This is a genomic window from Longicatena caecimuris (genome assembly GCF_004341945.1).
In the GTDB taxonomy this organism is placed as follows: domain Bacteria; phylum Bacillota_I; class Bacilli_A; order Erysipelotrichales; family Erysipelotrichaceae; genus Longicatena; species Longicatena caecimuris.
On record NZ_SMBP01000011.1, the window covers coordinates 1 to 19,898 of the forward strand.

The 19,898-nt window shown below is 37.1% G+C and carries 15 protein-coding genes, 1 tRNA gene and 1 other annotated feature; of the genes, 1 reads left to right on the top strand and 15 read right to left on the bottom strand.

From position 1 onward, the window contains the following. Window positions 1-118: 118 nt before the first annotated feature. The 14 genes from EDD61_RS07570 to EDD61_RS07635 all read right to left on the bottom strand — a co-directional run bounded on the left by EDD61_RS07570 (window position 119) and on the right by EDD61_RS07635 (window position 15,584). Window positions 119-871, bottom strand: a complete 753-nt coding sequence (locus tag EDD61_RS07570; RefSeq protein WP_132224873.1) for a PHP domain-containing protein — start codon at window positions 869-871, stop codon at window positions 119-121. Window positions 872-874: 3 nt separating this feature from the next. Further along, entirely contained in the window at window positions 875-1,714 is an 840-nt protein-coding gene (locus tag EDD61_RS07575; RefSeq protein ID WP_132224875.1) for a DegV family protein, read from the bottom strand. Between the two features lie 191 nt (window positions 1,715-1,905). Further along, window positions 1,906-1,981 (bottom strand) — tRNA-His (locus tag EDD61_RS07580). Window positions 1,982-2,202: 221 nt separating this feature from the next. After that, complete coding sequence (gene asnB / locus EDD61_RS07585) at window positions 2,203-4,038, bottom strand: asparagine synthase (glutamine-hydrolyzing) (protein ID WP_008687905.1); 1,836 nt, start codon at window positions 4,036-4,038, stop codon at window positions 2,203-2,205. 313 nt (window positions 4,039-4,351) lie between these two features. Further along, the gene (locus tag EDD61_RS07590) at window positions 4,352-5,095 is read right to left on the bottom strand and encodes an NAD-dependent protein deacylase (protein WP_132224877.1); all 744 of its coding nucleotides are present in this window, start codon (window positions 5,093-5,095) and stop codon (window positions 4,352-4,354) included. A 2-nt stretch (window positions 5,096-5,097) separates the two neighbouring features. After that, entirely contained in the window at window positions 5,098-8,127 is a 3,030-nt protein-coding gene (locus EDD61_RS07595; protein WP_132224879.1) for an AAA family ATPase, read from the bottom strand. 3 nt (window positions 8,128-8,130) lie between these two features. Further along, entirely contained in the window at window positions 8,131-9,243 is a 1,113-nt protein-coding gene (locus EDD61_RS07600; RefSeq protein WP_132224881.1) for a metallophosphoesterase family protein, read from the bottom strand. Window positions 9,244-9,499: 256 nt separating this feature from the next. Beyond that, window positions 9,500-10,270, bottom strand: a complete 771-nt coding sequence (locus EDD61_RS07605; protein WP_008687900.1) for a hypothetical protein — start codon at window positions 10,268-10,270, stop codon at window positions 9,500-9,502. Window positions 10,271-10,426: 156 nt separating this feature from the next. Beyond that, window positions 10,427-11,248, bottom strand: coding sequence for a MetQ/NlpA family ABC transporter substrate-binding protein (locus EDD61_RS07610; protein WP_008687899.1), 822 nt, complete (start codon window positions 11,246-11,248; stop codon window positions 10,427-10,429). Between the two features lie 115 nt (window positions 11,249-11,363). Then, window positions 11,364-12,044 carry a methionine ABC transporter permease gene (locus EDD61_RS07615; RefSeq protein ID WP_008687898.1) on the bottom strand — a complete coding sequence of 227 codons (681 nt, stop codon included), beginning with the start codon at window positions 12,042-12,044 and terminating at the stop codon, window positions 11,364-11,366. Beyond that, window positions 12,038-13,072 (bottom strand): methionine ABC transporter ATP-binding protein, encoded by a 1,035-nt coding sequence (locus EDD61_RS07620; RefSeq protein ID WP_008687897.1) that lies wholly within the window; start codon window positions 13,070-13,072, stop codon window positions 12,038-12,040. The genes EDD61_RS07615 and EDD61_RS07620 overlap by 7 nt, the downstream gene beginning before the upstream one ends. Window positions 13,073-13,108: 36 nt before the next feature. Continuing rightward, window positions 13,109-13,363 (bottom strand) — a binding site (T-box leader). A 242-nt stretch (window positions 13,364-13,605) separates the two neighbouring features. Next, window positions 13,606-13,947: a DUF6442 family protein gene (locus tag EDD61_RS07625; RefSeq protein WP_008687895.1), complete on the bottom strand. Its 342-nt coding sequence runs from the start codon at window positions 13,945-13,947 to the stop codon at window positions 13,606-13,608. 383 nt (window positions 13,948-14,330) lie between these two features. After that, window positions 14,331-14,795, bottom strand: coding sequence for a hypothetical protein (locus EDD61_RS07630; RefSeq protein WP_008687893.1), 465 nt, complete (start codon window positions 14,793-14,795; stop codon window positions 14,331-14,333). Window positions 14,796-14,855: 60 nt separating this feature from the next. After that, window positions 14,856-15,584, bottom strand: coding sequence for an amidohydrolase family protein (locus tag EDD61_RS07635; RefSeq protein WP_008687890.1), 729 nt, complete (start codon window positions 15,582-15,584; stop codon window positions 14,856-14,858). 94 nt (window positions 15,585-15,678) lie between these two features. Between EDD61_RS07635 and EDD61_RS07640 the strand changes: the two genes are divergently transcribed. Continuing rightward, the gene (locus EDD61_RS07640; RefSeq protein WP_120136516.1) at window positions 15,679-16,521 is read left to right on the top strand and encodes an alpha/beta hydrolase; all 843 of its coding nucleotides are present in this window, start codon (window positions 15,679-15,681) and stop codon (window positions 16,519-16,521) included. A gap of 73 nt (window positions 16,522-16,594) precedes the next feature. On the opposite strand, the gene EDD61_RS07645 is transcribed toward EDD61_RS07640, so the two are convergent. Continuing rightward, a complete protein-coding gene (locus EDD61_RS07645; RefSeq protein WP_132224883.1) occupies window positions 16,595-19,822 on the bottom strand; it encodes a leucine-rich repeat protein in 3,228 nt (1,075 codons plus the stop codon). Window positions 19,823-19,898 lie beyond the last annotated feature (76 nt).

The following is a 19,898-nucleotide window of genomic DNA, read 5'->3' on the forward strand; positions in this document are numbered from 1 at the left end:
ACTTATGGTTAATGAAATTTTTACATCTCGTATTGAAAAATATCTTAAATAGATGTCTTAATCAATTTTACTTACACACTTTTCTTGACAAACCCGTTATCACAGCCTTCATATTATCTTAAAATCCCATTCCTACCTCTTCAGGAACGCTGGCATTACTTGCCCGTAAAACACTAACTCCCAACGCCTTGCACACTTGTAAAAAGTCCGCTTGCAAGCCATCATCCCCATGATGATACCGATAAGCCATGCTTGTATCATGTTCAACATAAATAGCTTTCTCTTTTAATATTTTCGCTAATTTATGAAATGTATGATCCATAGAAAAACTTGGTTTTATCTGACAAATCTTAATCGCATCAAACCCTGCAACCCCATCAAATAATTGACTTGTTAACAAGGCGTTCATAGTTTCATAATAGCGACGATATAAGAAATTAGCATTATACTTATTCCACATCATCTCATAAGATTCATTCCATGAAAAAGCAACATTATCAATAAATTCAATATTGCCGACAAAAACATCATATGGATACGCTTGCTTCAACTGCTCAAGAAAACGTTCGTGTTGCGGCAGATAACTGACACATAGACCGAATTTTATTGCTATTGGGAACTCCTCTTGCTTCATTTCATCAATAAAATTTTGATATTCACGAATAGAGCATTTGGTTATATTATTATACCATTGATTCTGACATGGATAAGTTGCCCGTATTTCCTGATACAATAATTCACATTCTTGAAACTTATAGGTTGGCTCTAACACATAAAGCTCATCAATGTGTTTCTTTTGTGCTGCCTTGCTATATTCCATCAACAACGCTTTGCTGTAGGATCCCTGTAAAGATACATGTGCATCTATCATATGCTAATACCATATCTTTTTAATGCGTCCAAAACCAATCGTGCCAGGTCCGGCATGAGACATAATAACCGCTTTAAACACATGCTGTTCTACCGGTTGATGAATTACCTCTTCCAATTGAAGCTTTAATTCATTGCTTACCTCACGATTATCAGCATCAATGATCATCCAATCATATTCTGCCGGATCAATGTCCTTTGTAACATAAGCAATTCCCTCTTTGTATGCTTTTTTCAAGGTACGTACTTTATCTACTAAATCAATTGCCCCATGTTCAACCTTTAGCAATGGTTGAATTTTTAATAAACCTGCTAACGCTGCAGCAGCTGGCGAAATTCGGCCGCCATTCTTTAATGTCGTCAAATTTTCTGGGATCAAAACGGCAAATAGGCTGCCTTCCTTCTCCAGTTTTTCTTTTACTTGTAAGCTTGTATATCCCTTTTCAAACATCTTACGGGCCGTTTGCAACATTTTGACAACAGGATAACAAACATATTCACTATCTACTACTATGACTCTTCCTTCATATGCATCAGCCAGTCCGATAGCAACATGGCAAGTTCCGCTTAGTGCTTTTGATAAAGGTAAATAAAATACTTCATCGTATGTTTGCAATAAGTCATCCCACATCCGCGTAAGATCTCCGATGATGGGCTGTGCTGTTTTTACCTGATCACCATTCTTTAATGCCTGAATGATATCTTTGTCAAATATTGTCTCTTCTTCAATAAATTCTTTTCCGTTCATGCTGATCGGCATGCGGATGACATGAATATCCAGCTCTTTTGCTTGTTCTTTGGTGATATCTGCGCTGGAATCACACATTAATGCTATCTTTTTCATGGAATCACTCCTTACGTGCAATTATAGCAATTTTACTTTAAAATCACAATACAGAATTAAGAATTACAAAGTTTTCAAGGGCAGCCTCTTTGAGCTACGTCATTTCTTCTTTCTTATTTTTACGACACGTACCGTTTATCCCCATCGTCCGCGCATAAAAAAACCGGCGATGCCGGTTACCTGTTCTTATATGGGGCGGACGATGGGGATCGAACCCACGCATGACGGGACCACAACCCGCTGTGTTAACCACTTCACCACATCCGCCATGATTTCTTTCATCAGGCGAGTTATATTATATCTTATCCCTTTTTATTTGTAAATAGTTTTTTTAATTTTTTTATAAAGACAGGAATGGAATCGTAAAGTCCATTCCTGGTGTTTTCTTTAAAACGGTTGGGATCTTCGCTTACACCTTACTTTTTCATCCAAGTTATCAACCTTGAGTTGCATCACAAAAGACCGGTTAAACCGGTCTTCACTGCGCCTTAATGTAAAACAAAATACTGCTCATACCATAATAAGAAAGAATAGACTGTATAAATCTTACGCTGATAATTTCCCAAATTATTTTTATGATCTTCAAGCCATTGTAAGATTAACTTCTGGTTGAAGAACTCTGCCGCATATGGTTTTTCAAACATCGTTTTCACTTTTGCATAATACGCTTCTTCTCGCAGCCATACACGCAATGGAACAGGAAAGCCCATCTTTTTACGTTTGCCCCAATCACTTGGTATATTTTTCATAGCCGCCATACGGAACGCACGTTTGCTTTCTTCGCCTTTTATACAATATTCACTTTCCAGCGATTTTGCTAAGTTCCAAACTTCTTTATCTAAGAAAGGAACACGCAGTTCCAAGGAATGTGCCATCGTCATCTTATCGGCTTTTAATAAGATGTCATGAGGCAGCCATAAGTGCATATCTAAATACATTTTCTTATGTAGGTCATCTTGTTCTTTTACACGTTCAAAGTAAGGTCGTGTAACATCCTGATAGCATAAAGCTGTCTTATAACCATCTGCCATGACCTCATCCGCATCTTCATTATCCATAATAAATGCCTGTCCGATATAAGAATCCTCTAAAGAAGTAGCATTGCGTTGTAAAAAGCCCATACCTCGTTTTTCAGCTCTGCCTTTTGCCCAATGCCCTAACTTTTTGCGTAATGCAGCAGGTACGATTTTTTTATAAAGTTCATCATTTTTATTTTCTTTATAAGCATCATATCCGCCAAACAACTCATCGGCACCTTCACCACTTTGTACAACTTTCAGATCCTCTACAGCCATTTCAGATAAATAGAATAAAGGTACAGCCGATAAATTGGCATGAGGTTCATCTGAATAATATTGCACCTTTGGTAAAGCATCGAAGAAATCTTTTGAAGTTAATGTTTTTTTCTTGTTTTTCAGATGTAGTGTCTCACATAAATCTCTAGCATGGGTCGTTTCATCAAACCCTTGTACTTCAAAACCAACAGAATATGTTTTATCCGGACGTAAAACAGATGCAATATAGCTAGAATCTACTCCGCCGGATAAGAAAGAACCTACCTCAACATCAGCTATCTTATGATAAGCAACAGAATCCTTGACACTTTGATGAATGCACTCTACCGTTTCTTCTAATGATCTTGACGTTTCCTCAAAGGCAAAGGTAAAATAGCGTTTCACCTTAAAGTCACTACCATCATAGGTAAAACATGTACCTGGTTCTAATTTATAGACATCTTTGAACATTGTTTCTTCTAATGGATTGTATTGAAAAATCAAATACATTTTTAAAGCATCTTTATTCACCGCTTTGTGAAAAGCTGGATGAGGTAAGAAAGATTTAATTTCTGAACCAAATAATAAGGTGTCGTTCATCTTAGCATAGTAAAATGGTTTAATGCCAAATTGATCGCGTGCGCCAAACATCGTATGTGTTTCCTTATCATAAATCACAAAGGCGAACATACCTCTTAACATCTTTACGGCATCTTCACCATAGGTTTTATATGCCTGTAAGATAACCTCTGTATCGCTATGTGTCGCGAATGTACAGCCATGTTTTTCAATCAGTTCTTTGCGAATATCCTGATAATTGTAAATTTCTCCATTGAATACGATGACATGTCTGCCATCCTCACTGTGAATAGGCTGAGAGCCTCCTTCTAAATCGATAATACTCAAACGACGAAATCCCAATGCTACATGATCATCTAAAAATGTTCCATCACTATCAGGGCCACGATGAGCAATACATTCACCCATCGCATCTAATATCTGTTTTCGATCGTAATTACCAAAACCGTAATAACCCGTAAATCCACACATTGTTAACACCTCTTTACGCTATTTCATGCGTTATCTTCCAGTATCCTGTTTGTCTCATATAGATAATTCTTTTGAATAAGACAGGAATCTTATTTATTATAAAGGATGTACAAACGTTTCTCAATAGCTGATTGCAAGAAAGCTATTAATAATTCTGAAAATTGCGGATACTGTTGTATACTTTTACAATTTGTACAAGGAAATCGATGCGTTTAAGAAAAAAGGACAAGCACAATGTCATGTCCTATTGTGAAATGCTTCCTACTTGATTCTATCATAAAGAAGTTTTTCTTTTCTCTTCGATCCATTTGCATCAATCAACAAGCTTCGTATTATGGAGCACTACTTCCTGTAACACCTCGCCAATTGGATCATGAATTACGATATCTGCTTGATCATCCATTGCTGTTACCTCTTTATTTAACAGCACCAAGGTCTTACCTCGAAAATAACGCAATAACCCCGCAGCCGGATAGACAACTAAAGAGGTACCACCGATAATCATCACATCTGCATTGGCAATCGCTGTCACAGCTTCCTCCATTACTTGCATATCTAGTGATTCACCATACAACACTACTTCTGGTTTGATGGTATGATGACAGTTCGGGCATTTAGGAATGCCATCTTTTTGCTTCAGCATATCCTCCAATGTAAAAAAACTATGACAACTCTGACAGCGATTACGATGTATGCTGCCATGAAGTTCTAACACTTTTTTACTGCCTGCTTTTTGATGAAGTCCATCAATATTTTGGGTAATCACAGCATCTAATTTCCCCAATGCTTCTAATTTTGCTAAAGCGAGATGTGCTGGATTTGGCTGCGCATTCGGATAGACCATCTCATGAAAGTAAAAATCATAAAAAGCTTCTGTATGCTCATAAAAGAAATCATGAGATATCATTGTTTCCGCAGGATAAGGATATGTTTTTTTGCTATATATACCACTTTGTGAACGGAAATCGGGAATATTACTTTCTGTGGATACACCAGCTCCACCAAAAAAGACGATATGTTTATTTTCTTCTATAACTCTTTTTAATTTATCATACATATTTATGCTCCCTTTCGTATTTGGATATAACTGCCTTCTCTGGTTTTAACAACAGCGATACCTGCCTGAATATTTTCCTTTAAAATTTCCACATGGGAAATGATACCAATCATGCCTTTGCCTTGTGTCATTGTCTGCAAGATAGCCAATGCGTCCGCTATGCTATGCTCATCCAGAGTACCGAAACCTTCATCAATAAACATACAATCAAAACGGATTCCGCCATTCCTTGCTTGTACGACCATGGATAGTGCTAAGGACATGGCTAAGGATACTAAGAATTTTTCTCCTCCACTTAAGGATACCACATTTCGTGGTTCCATGGAATAGGTGTCAAAAATGGATAGCTCTAAGCCATATTTGCGACTTCTTCCAGTTGTATCATCATTGCGAAAAATCTGATAGCGACCTTCATGGATATGGGCTAACAGCTTATTGGCTTGGGTGGTGATGTTATCTAATAATACCCCTAAGACATAGCGTTCTATGCCAATGCCTTGATCTCCGCGCATAGCTTTTACAAAGTGCTGCATGCGAAGATAATCTGGTTCAATAATTGCTAATTCTTTCATTTGATTTTGTAATGCAGACAAAGTGCGCGCATAGATCTTTTGTTCACTTTGTCTTTGCGCTAAGCGTTCCTGTATTTGCAACAGTTCTTCCTTAAGTTTAGCATCTTGTGCAACAAGTTTATCTAGATCAAGCCATATGATCTTAGCCAAGTATTCTTCTTGTTTTCGTATTTCTTTTTCTAAATGAGTAAGGTTCAAGAAATAACGTTCAACCTCACTTGCATTGTTTTCAATATCCGTATCAGATGGCATTGTTTCCAGTTCCACTATCTTGACCTGTTGTTTGATAACTTCTTCTTCCAGTTGTTCTTGTTGTTGCTGTAACTGTTGCTGCGCCTGTCTATATTCCTGTTCGCTGGTCTGATAATGTTCAATAGCCTTATTGTATTCAATGATGCTTGCTTCCCTTTGCTGAAGCTGTAGATTCTTTTGCTCTTGTAAGTATTTCAGACTCTTTTGCTGTTGTTCATATTGTGTCTGCAACTGCTTTAAATCTTGTTGTGGTAGTCGCTTTTGTAAGGCAGCCACTTCTGCTTTGGCCATTAGATAGTTTTGTTGCTTTGTCTGCTCTTGTAGAAGGGAAGCTTCCAATTGTTCTTGTCTTTGCAAAGCACTGGATTGTAATACTTGTAACTTTTGCCGCCTTTGGCTCTGCCTTTCTTCTGCTTTAATTAGCTCTTTATACTGCTTTTTGATCTGGTGATATTCTTCCAAAAGGAACGGTTTTTGTAATAATTCCTGTATCTGCGTTTGGATATCCTTAAGCTGTTTCTTTAACAAGGCATAGGCAGCTTGTTGCTTTTCTTCTAAACGATACAGTTGTTCTTCCTTTTGCTTTCCTTCTTCCAACTGTTGTTTCAAAGAGCGAAGCGTAAGCAAATCAACGGCGGCTTTTTGTGCTACATATGGTTTTGGATGATGAAAAGAACCACAGACAGGACATGGCTTTCCTTCCTGCAAGCTTTCTGCCAACTGTAAAGCACTGTGTTCTAAAAACTGCTGATACAATGCATCATGTTGCTGCTGCCGTTTTTTTAAAGTTTCCTGTTGTTGCTGATACGCAGATTGCGCATTCATCCATGCCTGTTTCTGCTTGTTCATCTGTTCTTGTAACGCTGTTTGTTTTTGATAACGTTTTTCTGCTAGCACGTAATACTGCCAATCTGCTTTGAGTTGTTCATGTTGCTTTGCTTCTTGCTCAAACGCTTGTATTTCTTGCTGCAACAACTGCTGTGTCTTTTGTAATGCCATATTCTTTTGCTTCCATTCGATATTCTGTTTATGTATTGCCTGGTATGCTGTTGCCAGCTGTTCACTTTGTTGTTTTTGCTTATCAAAGGTTTTTAACAACCGCAGCTGCTCTTCGCACTGTAGCAATTGTTCTCTTGCAGTCTGTATTTGCTCTTCATAGCCCTGAATGCTTTTATTTTGCTCATCCAAACAAGCATATTGCTGGCTAGCTTTCTGTTTTCTGTCCTTTGCCTGTATATATTGTGCTTTACGTAATTCCTTCGCTTTTTGCAAGCGCTGCATTTCCTGATACATATGTCGCAGTTGCTGCATCTGCTTCCAACGCAGTACCTGCTCTTTTTGTTGCTTCATTTGCCCTTCTTGTTGCTTCTCTTTTTCATATTGTTGTTGTTTCAGCTTATAGTCTTCTTTCCAACGATGATATTCTTTCTGCTGTAGAAGATCTGCTTGAACGTTTTCCTGTTGCTGTAAAAGTGCGTTTTTTTGTTCATTGTCCTGTACAATCTGTTCCGTGAGCGAAGCATAGGTTTGCTGTGCTGCTTGCATGCTTTCTTCATTTAAAGAACGTAAATCCGCTGCCATTTGCTGTTTTAAAAGATCTAAGGCATTCCGTTTCTGATTCAGTTTATCTGTAAGCCATCCATTTATAGAGCTCCAGCGTTCCATCTGAAATAATGTTTTCAGGATATCTTGCTTCTCTTCACTACGACTTGTTAAAAATTGTTCAAATTTTCCTTGTGGCAAAAGCATCACCTGCACAAATTGTAAATAGGATAAACCAATCAGTTCTTGTGCCTTTTCTTCGACACTACGCAATTTAGGATTCTCAAAGAAAGGATGAAAGCAACCATCGATCATTTCACCAGCATCGACATTCACTTTATATGCCTTTTCTTTATTTCGTTTGGTGCGAACTTCAACACTTCGAAAAAATCGATATTCCTTCTCCTTGATCGTAAACGTAAAATCAACAATCGTAGGCATTTGCTCAGAAGCAAAGCGAGAACGCATACTTTCCAGATCTTCCCGCTGTCCACCGCTGCTCTTTCCATATAAGGCATATGTCATGGCATCTAACAACATCGTCTTGCCACTTCCGGTTTCTCCTTCCAAAAGAAATAGGCGATCCTTCATAAATTGTGTAAAATCAATTTGCTGTTTCTTTACATATGGACCAAATGCCTGTACTTCCAATCGTTTTGGCAGCATTCCCTACACCTCCTCAAGCATAGACAGACCCTCTTGCAAGAGCTGAATATCTTCATCACAAAGAGTTTCCTGAAACATGTCTTGAAAGTAGCGTTTCACGATATTGACATCATTTAATCCATCTAGTTGCTCAACATCCAATGAAATTTTACTCTTTATCTGCTCATTTTTCCCACTCAACTGTAAAAGTCCTGGATAATGTTCCTGAAAATAAGTCAGCATTTCATACGATACACACACATCTAACAATTGCAATTTTACATAGCCCTGTGGATATCCGTCATCAACTTGTCTTAGCTGTTGCAGATATGATAAGCTGCCTTTTAGAACATAAAGGGGATGTAAAGGTTCTATGGTACGTGCATATACCTTTTGATTGCATGTATCATATAGCAGCACCTGTTTCTGCTGTTCAGCTTCTGAAAAAGAATACGGCAATAATGATCCACTGTAATATACATGTTCCCCAACCTTTTGAGGACGATGAAGATGCCCCAAAGCTACATAATCAAATTCTTCAAATAGTGTGGCAGGCACCAGATCACTGCCTCCCACACGAGCAAATCGATCACTTTCACATACACTGGAGCCCGCAATAAAAGCATGCGCTATTGCAACATGGCATAAATTTTTCTCCTTATGCAGATGAATATCTTCACAAATAATACGAAAAGCCTCTTCTTGTGTTGCACATGGTTGTTCATACACTTGAGCTACCTGTGCAGGATGTAAATAAGGAATTGGATAAAACATTGTATCTTTGATCCGTAATCCTTTGACCTTCTCTTCCAACTTGCCATAAATATGCAGTCCCATAGGTGCCAACAATTCTGCACAGGTAGCCAGGCGAACAGCCGAATCATGGTTACCGGCAATTACTATGACCTGCTTTAGTAATTCTAAGCATAACATGCTCATACAACGATTATAAAGTTCAATTGCTTCTTTGCTTGCCAAGGTCGTATCGTACACATCTCCAGCAATTACGATTACATCCACATCTTCTTTCATAACGATTTTCTTTATTTGCCATAAAGCATATTTTTGATCTTCCAGTAAAGATACCTTATGCAAATCAATGCCCAGATGCCAATCCGCCGTATGTAATATTTTCATTGTGATACCCCGTTTCCTTTTATTTCTTCGCATTATTTTCGTCTAGTAAATCAAGATGCCCTATTCTCATATTCTATTTGATAGCATTTTGATATTATATGCAAATAGGTATTCCTCTTTCTATTTGCTACCAGCTTACATCGTTTGACCCTTCTATAAAAAATTGAAAAAAGATGGCGAAAGATCCTCTCACACATCTTTGTGAACTACGCATTGTAAAAAGCTGAGGAAACGCGGTCATTTTATCACGAACCATTTAATTTTCATTAGGATTTGCCTGCGTTGCGTTTCCCTTTTCTAATGTAAAATCAACACTGTCATTAATATCCTCAAAAGCCCAGCGGATGGAAAATTGCTGATACTCGACTGGATATTCATACCATTGGAATTCATATGTTGTTTTCGCGATAATCATTCCATTTTCTTCTTTATATTTCGTATCAATATAATCCATACGATTATAATTAATCGTATCATCCAACATGATCAATTTGGGCACCTTAACCGGATGTTCCTTTTGATATTGATATGTTAGTGTTACTCTAGTACGTCCCTCTTCCTGCTTCACCTGTTGATCAAAACGAACGACATATTTCACAAATACATTTATTGTCTTTTTGATTTCCTTACCATTTGCCTGTGTAATGATCAAGGTAAAATCATTATCCCCTGTCGTTAAGCCATAGCTATCTCTTGGTAAAGTCCAAGAGCTATAGGAAGATACATCAATGGGATTATCCTTTGAATGATACAAATGAACACTTTCGATTTCAGTTTTTCCTGCAGAATAGCTCCAATGGAAATGAATTTGATCATCCATGCGATTATAGGTTCCTAAAAATTCGGTAATCATAGCATCTTCTTGCGTAGGTTCTTCTTGTGTCGGTACATCAATCGGTGTATTGTTTTTCTCTACTAATTTCTGGGTTAGGATATAGATCGTTAAAGATAGGATGATTAGCAATAAGACACTCAGCAGTAATACAAAAAATTTGTTTCTGCGAATAAACCCTTTTTCTTTATCCATACGATCTCCTCCTGTTCATGTTTTTATTTATTATACTGTTTTTTGGTGAAAAAAACCACTCTTTCTCATGCCTTTACAACAATTCCCTTAGCTTTTCCTAATAATGGCAGACGGCTCTTAAGAAAAAAAAGCATCCGTAATGGACACTTTTTCAGCCTATTTTGTCGGAACTAAAGGCACGACAATCCCATGATATGTTTCGTCAATATAGTTTTTCACATCTTCTGTATTTAAGGCATTGATCAATGCTTTAATTTTCTCATCATCTTTATGTGCTGTTTGTACAGCGATGATATTGCCATATGTTTTTGCAGCCTCACTGTCTTTTGATTCGGTTGTAAGAACATTTTCACTGATTTTGGCATTTAAAGCATTATTCCCATTAACAACGGCATAGTCAACATCTTGAATGCTGGCTGCACATGTTTCTGCCTGCATCTCGATAATTTCGACTTTAACATTATATTTGGCGATATCGCTCTTTGTTGCATCTACACCTTTTCCATCCTTCAAAGTGATGATGTTATTATCCGCTAATAATTTTAAAGCACGTCCACCATTGGTAGGATCGTTAGGTACTGAAATTTTCATACCATCTTTCACTTCATCCAATGATTTATGATTTACCGAATAAATACCGATTGGTTCAAAGTGAACAGAGAACACACTTGTGATCTTATCTTGAGCACCCGCTTTTTTCGCCCAATCATCCATATATGGTTTGTGCTGGAAGAAGTTTGCATCCAGATCACCATCTACTAATGCCTGATTTGGTTTTACATAGTCTGTGAATTCCGTAATTTTCACCGTATAGCCTTCTTTTTCCAAAGCCGGCTGAATATGCTTAATAATTTCTGCATGAGGTGTTGTACTAGCACCAATACGCAATGTCTTATCTTCCTTACCTGTATCATCACTTTTTGCGCCGCAGCCTGCAAGTAAGACAACAGCTAAGAATCCTGCTACTAATTTTTTCATTGTTTTTTCCCTCTTTCTTTCTATTTTTTTATATTTCATCCAAACCTGCCTGACAGGTACAACACATTCGACAGATTCGGCTTCCTTGTTTTAATATATGTTTCATATTTCACCTCTAATGGGTGGTTTTCCGGATTAAGATATTTCCTACACCCTGAATCGTTGTCGTAATCAACAATAAGATAATCACACAAACATAAGTCACATCATTTTGCATACTATTATAACCATAGCGAATAGCAAAATCACCGATGCCACCACCGCCGACAGCACCGACCATGGTGATCAAACCAATCAGTGAAATCAAGGTGATCGTTGTTGCACGTATAATGCCAGGAATACTTTCTTTCAAATATACCCGAAAGATAATTTCCATTGGCGAGCTTCCCATTGCCTGACTGGCTTCAATTAATCCGCGATCGATTTCAGCCAATGCACTCTCTACCTGACGGGCAAAAAAAGGAATCGTTCCTACCATTAAAGGAAACAAAGCTCCGCGCAAACCAATCGTCGTTCCCGCAATAATGCGTGTCATTGGCCCTAAGAAGAAAATCAAGATAACAAAGGGAATCGCACGAAACAAATCAATAATTTTTCCCAAAATGAAATAAATCACTTTATTCTCTAAAATATCACCACGTCTTGTAACAGTTAAAATAACACCAAATAATGTACCAAAAATAAAGGATACAGCACCGGTAATTCCCAACATGATAAAGAAGTCAAGAATGGCTTGCCAGAATTCCGGAAGTTTATTCATAATGTTTGGAATTAAATCATTTAGTACTTCTAACATTCTTTCAGCACCTCAACTTTCACATCATGTTTTTCCATATAAGCAATTGCATTTTGAATATCTTCTTTTTGGCCACCAAAGATTACAACCAAATCTCCTAATGGGCTGTCTTTGATGATTTCTACATTGCCAAAGATGATATTCGTATCCACATGGAAATCACGGGAGATTTCGGATATTAACGCCTTCGAAGTATTTACCGCATCATAATTTAATTTCACTAGATGCTGTCCTGGTTTTAATTCTGTTAATGCACTACCCTCATCTACCATTTCGTAAATACGGGATATATTGCTTGTAGTCGCAATGAAATCTTTGGTTACCTTCGCCTGTGGTTTACAGAAAACTTCTAAGATATTTCCTTCTTCTATGACTTTACCTTTTTCCATTACCGCAACACGGTCGCAAATTTCTTTTATAACAGCCATTTCATGAGTAATCAAAACGATGGTAATCCCCAGTTTTTCATTTACCTGTTTTAATAATTTCAAAATGCTCTTCGTCGTTTGCGGATCTAAGGCACTGGTTGCCTCATCGCATAATAAGACCTTTGGATCATTTGCCAAGGCCCTGGCAATTGCCACGCGTTGTTTCTGTCCACCGCTTAACTGTGATGGATACGCATCTTTTTTATCGCCTAAATCGACTAATTCTAATAATGAAGTGATTTTCTTATCCATTTCCTCTTTTGATAAGCCACTCCCCTTTAATGGAAAGGCGATATTTTGATATACGGTACGTGAACGCATCAAGTTAAAATGCTGAAAGATCATACCGATTTTCTTACGCACCTCACGTAATGCCTTTTCACTCATTTTCGTCAATTCCTCGTCGTCAATCCAAACTTTGCCGTTGCTAGGGCGTTCCAACAGATTGATACAACGTACCAAGGTCGATTTACCGGCACCGCTGAAACCAATGATGCCAAAGATTTCACCATCCTGGATTTCCAGATTGACCTCTTTTACTGCATGCACATCACCAGAAACGGTATCAAATGTTTTACTGACATGCTCTAAACGAATCATCCAACTACCTCCTTCTTATAAAAAAAAGCTCTCATCCATTAGGACGAAAGCTTGTGCTTATCGTGTTACCACCTAAATTCACCCATCTTTTGCAAGATAGATCTCATCAAGTACGCCTTCAAACAGAAAGTTATACTCTATCGCTGTAACGAGCGAACACGTCATAGCCTAAACGTTCTTCGACCATGCGACTCCAAGACCATTTTCAACAGCTTCGCTTTATCCTCTTGCACCAAATGAGAACTCTCTGAGAAAGTATACACTGTCTACTCTTCTTTTCTACGTCATTTTGTTTACGTGAATAATGTTACTTTATTTTCCTAGATTCGTCAAGTGAAATAAAACAAAATTCTGAATTATTCCAAATAAACGCTTCTTCAAACGTTTTGTTTACTGTCACACATAAGATTGCCACCAATATAGCTTTCGGATAAAACGAACCTATTTCAATTGGAAAAACCATATAGCGAGACACTTTGCTCATACCAACAAAAGCATATACGACACAATAATGATGTTGATTCACTCTTATTTCATCGTACAACACAGAGGAAAGTTCCTGTCACTAACCAGTATAAGAAGTAAACAGCATTGACTCCAAAAATAATGACAAAGAAAAAATTGCTTTTCTTTCGAGTGTAATAAAATTGCGCCAAATTATATAAAAACATGCCTATTTGGGCAAAGCTATGAAGATAATAATAGCGATCTGTATATGGCGGCCCTATAAGCCAAACCACAACATCATATACAATCAACACACTCATAATAACACGAAAGCTCCATGAACTGGAACGCTCATCCAAATAGGTTATTCGCTCATCACCATGCTGATTCTCTTTGCGCGCTTTCTGCAATAGCTCTTCTTTCTCCATGTCTTATTCCCCTGTCATTCTCCTATGATGTAGTATCATCGTATCCTTTATCAAACGTCAAATAAAGTTTAGCACATTTTAAAAGCTTATAGCAAGTGTACTTTGCATAACGCCATCCTTACACCCTTATGCATTGTTTACAAAAGACACATAAAAAGATAATAAAAGCAGCTATCTAGTTGTCGAAAGTTTTCTTATATCCAACAGCAAAAGAAGCATCGTCTAGCACAGAGAGAAAGCAAAGCTTATGGAAAAATCTTAGCCAAAGCAACATTTACCTTATTTTCACAGATAATAAAGAAAAGCGATTTGCTATAGCTGTAAATGCAATGCAAATAGCTTTAAAGAACTCTGTAATATAAAATCCGCCCCTAAGACGGATCTTACCCTATTTTATATTTAAGCTTGTACGTTTTCCCCTCACTTTCATCATCAAAATATTCCGTATAGCTAAAGATGATTTTTTTTGCTGTAGATGAAATGATAAAGATCAAAGAGCCATATATTTCTTCCATTGGTTTTAACGCATATTCATCAGGAAGCTGATTTTTTACACCAAAATAATCTTCTGCTTCGAATGGGCCTTCCTCATCAAAAGTTATCATAAAGTCATCCTTATACATATTTAATATTTCATTTGTTATATTTTTGATGCGGACATGCAGCATTAGAAACTGCGCTTGCTCCTCAACTACAAAATCTTTTAATTCCTTACCCGGTAATTCAATTTTTGTCACCTTGCAAGTAAAAAAGATTGTTTGAAATTCATTAATGAGAGCCTGATTAGGACAATAATCACCTGTCAGAAGCACATTCTGTTTTTCCTTTTCATGTTGTATGATTTCCACTTGTTTTCACCTCTCTAACATACTATATGACGAAGAGCTGAAAAACTGTCGAACTTTGTGTTATATGAGCAGATTTGGATAGATGCGGACACCTTTCTTCACGATTTGCGTTATATGATTCTCATATAAACCTTGAAACAGATGTGATAAAGAATTACCATGACAAATCAAGATATCCGCCTGTTTTCCTTTTTTTAATACACCAACATGGGGTAATTGTAGCGCTTTAGCAGGATAGCATGTCAATGCCTTTAAAAGCAATAAGGCATCCATGCCCTGCTTGATATGTAGCAACTGTGCCAGCAATAATGGATCCTGCATGATGAAATGGTTATCTCTGGTACTAATACAGAACCGTTTTTTGGTATATTTTGTTGATGCTTTGATAATAGCATTCCCATATAGAATAGGATAGGTCAATGCTTGTTTGGGGACAATATCCATTTCAAGAAAGGATTGTGCATGGCTATCCATCGCCATCGTTAAGACCCCATGCTGCATATACTGCATGCGATATTCTTGCAACTTTCTGGTTTTATTCCATTCATCACATGCAGGGTAAACTGCATCAGTTTCAATAAATGCTGGAATCGCAAAATGACTGCGTCCTTCTAAGATTCGCGTATCTTTATCCAAAAGATGTGTATAGCTTCCCTCACCGATTTCCAATATGACATCATGATGCATTGCCAAATAGGCGTGTGAATAAATAACATCTTTTTGTTTAATTGTTTGCATAGTATAAATTTTCTCAAGATTTGTAATGAGTAACGTTGCTTTTTTCTTCATGAATTCTCCTTATAGACTTCTCTTATTATATGACAATTTCACACAGAAAGAAAAGTAAATTATGATATAATTAAACAAGTAAAGGAGGGATGTTATGTTTGATTGGCTAAAAAAACACTTCGAGAAAGAGAATCTAGCAACAACCCCAAAAACAAAGCCTGTAATCCTAACAATTCATGGCTATGGAAGAAGACGTAAACATGAATTTGATAATCTTGCCTTATGGGGTAAAAAAGATGGATATGATATCGTCCAGTTTGATATGTATGATTTATTTGATGAAGAAGATCATGATTGGATGTGCTGGGTACAACGTGCAAAAGATCAGCTAGATCAATATAAAAAAACAAATCGCGATATTTACCTAGTGGGCTTTTCTATGGGCGGTGTTATAGCTTCTTATTTAGCCGCTATGGTACCTGTAAAAAAATTAGTTTTACTTGCGCCGGCATTTAGCTATATAAATATGGATATGATTACGGATGCGATCACCAAATCGGCAATTTCTTTATGGACCAATGATAAAAAAGAAGAAATACAACTTCCCCGTTCCTTTTATAGTGCTTTTAGTGAACTCATTAAAAACCTTAAAAAGTATATTACAAAGGTTGATTGCCCAATCTTATTTCTACATGGTGATGAAGATGAAGTTATCTCAATCAAAAGCTCCATAAATGCATACGATAAAGTCCCACATGAACGTAAAAAGCTCATTATTCTTCACGAAGGACATCATCGTCTTTTGATGGATGAAAAAGTAAACTGGGAAGCTTATCAAATTATGAAATTATTTTTTGATGATCATCTATTAAATGAACAAAAAATAGAGATGGCAGAAGATATCATGGATAAGCTAATTGAAAAGAAACATCGCTTGGATGCTGAAAAAGAAAACTTAAAACAAGTGACGATACATGAGGAATCGGTTACATCGTAATCGATTCCTTTTTCCTTAAAGAAGTGATCATGTAAATAATATTATAAAGAAAAGGAAGGATGCCCTTCCTTAACTAATATTTAATATATACTTTTCTAACAGTACTATAGGAACCAAAAACTTTGCTGCCTAAAGAATCTGTTTGATAGGCCCGTACCTTAACATAATACGTTTTCTTTATTTTCATATTGCTCAGCGTTTTTGAAGTGGCACTGGTATACAAGCTTTTGGTTGTACTTTTCGTAAACTTTGAACTCGTGGAATACGTAATCTGATATCCCTTTGCGTAGGTTACCTTACCATATTTCACACTTAGTTTCCCTTTTGCACTATTTTTTAAAGTTGGTGTTTTTCCCTTACCTACACTAAGCTTACTCCATCTTGCATACAGTTTCTTATTGCCCGTACTACCTTTCTTAATGGATGTCACTTTATACTTATATTTACTGTCACTGTACCATCCCTTAAACGTATAGCCTTTCCGTGTTGGACTTTTTAAGGTAATCGTATTGCTGGTTACCGTATAAGAGGATGGATTCTTGCCATTTTTCCCACCATTCAGCTGATAGCTAAGTTTATAGGTGTTTTTGCTCCATTTCGCATACAGTGTCTTATTTCCGGTACTGCCTTTCTTAATGGATGTTACCTTGTATTTATATTTACTGTCACTGTACCATCCCTTAAACGTATAGCCTTTTCGTGTTGGACTTTTTAAGGTAATCGTATTGCTAGTTGCCGTATAAGAGGAAGGATTCTTACCATTTTTCCCACCGTTTAGCTGATAGCTAAGTTTATAGGTGTTTTTGCTCCATTTCGCATACAGTGTCTTATTTCCGGTACTGCCTTTCTTAATGGATGTTACCTTGTATTTATATTTACTGTCACTGTACCATCCCTTAAACGTATAGCCTTTTCGTGTAGGACTTTTTAAGGTAATCGTATTGCTGGTTACCGTATAAGAGGATGGATTCTTACCATTTTTCCCACCGTTCAGTTGATAGCTAAGTTTATAGGTGTTTTTGCTCCATTTTGCATACAGTGTTTTATTTCCGGTACTGCCTTTCTTGATAGACGTTACTCTGTATTTATACTTACTATCACTGTACCATCCCTTAAACGTATAGCCTTTTCGTGTGGGATTTTTTAAGGTTATGGTATTGCTAGTATTATTATAAGTAGAAGGATTTCCCTGTTGTGTACCGCCATTTAGATAGTATGTGATTTTATAAGTATTGGGCTGTACGGTGATATTCACAGTAAGTTTCTTCCCATTTGGGCAAAGTGCATATACTTTTGTACTGCCTCCTTTAACACCAGTAACTACGCCATTACGGATGTTTGCAATTGAGCTATCACCACTGGACCATTGAATTACACTTGGTTCTACTTCATATCTTACTAAACTCCATCCATTGTTTTGACCGTATACACTTAAGGTAGTTGAAGCATTTGGTTTTATTGTTTTACTCGTGCTGCTGATAGAATAGTTCTGAGAATTGTATTTTGCCTGTATCTGATAAGTTTTTAAAGCGTCAGATGCGTATGTCGTTTTTTTGGTACCTTTACTTCTTGAGAAAACTTGCACCCAATAATGTACTCCATCATGATAAAAGCATCCAATACCGATGGACTGAAAACTTCCATTTATGATATTAGAATGATGCCCAAGTGAATGATTCCAATCATTCATTACACTGTTTGCATTAGATTGAGCCGCTGCTATATTTTCACCATCGATCAATGATGAAACACTATAACAGCTTAAACCGGAAGGACGCGTATGACTATAATATACGGCAAGCTCAGCTGCTCTTTGCTGGGCTGCTTCAAACAATGTTTCATCCATGATCAAATCAGCTCTGCCATTTGCCCGACGTTCCTTATTAACTAGATCAAGCACTTTTTTCGCTTCCGTGTACATGGAAGTTCCTTTAATTTTTAAATTTTCTATTTGAATATAACTACCATCGCTCATCTTAGATAAAGTAGATGGTACCACTTTCGCTAAATCCACACCGGCTGCTTCAAAGGCTCCTGCTTCAATATATTCCAATGAACTTGGGAATTTTAAAGAAGTTAATTTTTTACAACCATAGAAGGCATACACATTAATTTGTTTAAGACTATTAGGGAATACAATATTGCTTAAACTATCACAACGATAGAAAGCTCTTGCAAAAATGGTCGTTATTTTCCCATCAAACACTACACTGTTTAATTTTTTGCATTCTGAAAATGAAAGATAAGGTAAAGTATCCAAAGAAGCATGAATCGTTGCTGTAGTCAGATTTTGGCAATCTTCCGCAACACCATAACCTAACTCTTTCAAAGAGGATGGTAACGTCAAAGAAGTAATGCCTGAGCGTACAAATACCCAATCCTTCATTGTTTTAACTGATGAAGGGATGTATATAGCTTGTAATTCTTCAACATCACTAAAGGCATAAGATGCTATTGTTGTCACACTGGATGGTATCGTAAAAGAAGCTGATGTTTTATTTGCTGGATAAGCAACTAATTCTGTCTTATCTTTGTTATACAACACTCCATCTTTACTACTATACACTGGATTTCCTGCAGCTACATTAAATGTTGATACACTTCGCATAAATGCTAGTTCTTTACAGGTTTTCAATGATGCAGGCAATGTAACAGTGCTTAATGCTGTATCCTGAAAAGCGAAAGACTCGATTGTTGTCAGTCCTTCTGGAAAGGTAAAAGAAGTAAGATCGCTACATAACACAAAAGCTCCTTCACCAATGCTTTTTAAAGATTCTCCACCGCTTACTTTTTGTAATCGGCGACATCTGTAAAAGGCGGAATCTTTAATGCTCGTAAGCCCTGCTGGCAGACTTACGCTTTCTAATGCATATAGATAGCGAAATGCTTGCTGTCCAATACTGGTAATCCCTTTATTTATAATGACCTTCTTAATATCATAATCATAATCGCCCCATGGTGCCGTACTCTTATCATAATCAGGAATTTCACCAGTTCCACTGATTGTCAGAGTATCCCCCTGTAATACTGCATGAATATTTGCTGTCAGTGTATAAGTCTTACTGTCTGTAGAAGCACTGACACTTTTTAACGCTTTGACCTTGCTGGCTGGTCTTGTTAGTTGATAACCTTTCGATGCCTCTTTGTTTATTGGATTCGTCTGCGAAGTCTTTTGCGATTCTCGTTCAGCAAACGAGATATTTCCATTTTCCTTCGCTTTCATTTGGAAAAACGGTTGTTCTCCCATTGCCATTCCTAACATACATGCTAGCAATACTACAATTATCTTTTTTAATTTCATAACTATTCCCTCATTTCCCTACATTCATAGTAACGCGAAACATATACAGACGCAAGTGTTTCATAGCAATAATCCT

Excerpts from the sequence above, each read along its gene's own strand:
- EDD61_RS07570 (WP_132224873.1), bottom strand. The coding sequence starts at position 871 with ATGATAGATGCACATGTATCTTTACAGGGATCCTACAGCAAAGCGTTG.
- EDD61_RS07575 (WP_132224875.1), bottom strand. The coding sequence starts at position 1,714 with ATGAAAAAGATAGCATTAATGTGTGATTCCAGCGCAGATATCACCAAA.
- asnB (WP_008687905.1), bottom strand. The coding sequence starts at position 4,038 with ATGTGTGGATTTACGGGTTATTACGGTTTTGGTAATTACGATCGAAAA.
- EDD61_RS07590 (WP_132224877.1), bottom strand. The coding sequence starts at position 5,095 with ATGTATGATAAATTAAAAAGAGTTATAGAAGAAAATAAACATATCGTC.
- EDD61_RS07595 (WP_132224879.1), bottom strand. The coding sequence starts at position 8,127 with ATGCTGCCAAAACGATTGGAAGTACAGGCATTTGGTCCATATGTAAAG.
- EDD61_RS07600 (WP_132224881.1), bottom strand. The coding sequence starts at position 9,243 with ATGAAAATATTACATACGGCGGATTGGCATCTGGGCATTGATTTGCAT.
- EDD61_RS07605 (WP_008687900.1), bottom strand. The coding sequence starts at position 10,270 with ATGGATAAAGAAAAAGGGTTTATTCGCAGAAACAAATTTTTTGTATTA.
- EDD61_RS07610 (WP_008687899.1), bottom strand. The coding sequence starts at position 11,248 with ATGAAAAAATTAGTAGCAGGATTCTTAGCTGTTGTCTTACTTGCAGGC.
- EDD61_RS07615 (WP_008687898.1), bottom strand. The coding sequence starts at position 12,044 with ATGTTAGAAGTACTAAATGATTTAATTCCAAACATTATGAATAAACTT.
- EDD61_RS07620 (WP_008687897.1), bottom strand. The coding sequence starts at position 13,072 with ATGATTCGTTTAGAGCATGTCAGTAAAACATTTGATACCGTTTCTGGT.
- EDD61_RS07625 (WP_008687895.1), bottom strand. The coding sequence starts at position 13,947 with ATGGAGAAAGAAGAGCTATTGCAGAAAGCGCGCAAAGAGAATCAGCAT.
- EDD61_RS07635 (WP_008687890.1), bottom strand. The coding sequence starts at position 15,584 with ATGAAGAAAAAAGCAACGTTACTCATTACAAATCTTGAGAAAATTTAT.
- EDD61_RS07640 (WP_120136516.1), top strand. The coding sequence starts at position 15,679 with ATGTTTGATTGGCTAAAAAAACACTTCGAGAAAGAGAATCTAGCAACA.
- EDD61_RS07645 (WP_132224883.1), bottom strand. The coding sequence starts at position 19,822 with ATGAAATTAAAAAAGATAATTGTAGTATTGCTAGCATGTATGTTAGGA.